Annotated in this window: 1 pseudogene; it reads right to left on the bottom strand. The window is 63.4% G+C overall.

What is annotated here, in order from left to right:
* Positions 1–366 (bottom strand): annotated as a pseudogene (locus tag ACV22V_RS32620) (amino acid permease); the annotation flags it as partial.

Genomic DNA, 366 nt, shown 5'->3' with positions numbered 1-366 from the left:
ATCATCAGCACGATCGTGACGATCTTGATCAGCGCGAACCAGAATTCGAATTCGCCGTACAGCTTGACCGCGATGAAGTTCACCGCGCCCATCGCCGTGAGCGCCGCGAGCGCCCAGATCCAGTTCGGCACGCCCGGGAACCACATGTGCATGTAGACGCCGACCGCGGTGATCTCCGCCATGCAGGTGACGATCCACACGAACCAGTAGGTCCAGCCGGTCAGGTAGCCCGCGAGCGGGCCGAGGTAGTCGCGCGCATAGCGGCTGAACGCGCCGGCGACCGGATTGGAGATCGCCATTTCGCCGAGCGCGCGCATGATCAGGAAAATGGCGATGCCGCCCAGCAGGTAGGTCAGCAGGATGGCA

This window comes from Burkholderia sp. AW33-5 (genome assembly GCF_053427615.1).
Note: the sequence above shows the minus strand (reverse complement) of the source record. Positions and strands in the feature narration are given on the sequence as shown.